Origin of the sequence: Nocardioides abyssi (assembly GCF_030412915.1) — a bacterium.
Lineage (GTDB): Bacteria > Actinomycetota > Actinomycetes > Propionibacteriales > Nocardioidaceae > Nocardioides > Nocardioides abyssi.
In genome coordinates this window covers 1-212 of the sequence record NZ_JAUHJR010000314.1, presented here as the reverse complement: position 1 = coordinate 212, position 212 = coordinate 1, and the positions used below count along the sequence as shown (strand labels likewise).

Sequence of the window (212 nt, the reverse complement as noted above, 5' to 3'; positions counted from 1 at the left end):
GGGTCCCCCCGCGCCGCGCCTGCGAGGACCGCGCCGTCGACGAGCAGCCGCGCCAGCACGAGCGTCGCGGACCCCTCGTGACCGACCACGCGCGTGGTGCGGGCGGCCGGCGCGTCGAGCCGGGCGGCCACGGCGAGCACGGCCGACCGCAGCGCCGGCGCGACGTCGCCGGGAAGCGCGGGGCTCGAGGTCCGGGCGGTGCTGCGCGGGCT

At 82.5% G+C, this 212-nt stretch carries 1 protein-coding gene; it reads right to left on the bottom strand.

Annotated features, from left to right (window positions below; translation table 11 throughout):
* Nucleotides 1-212 (bottom strand): hypothetical protein (locus QWY29_RS20855; protein WP_300963115.1); only part of this gene is annotated, 212 nt, incomplete at both ends.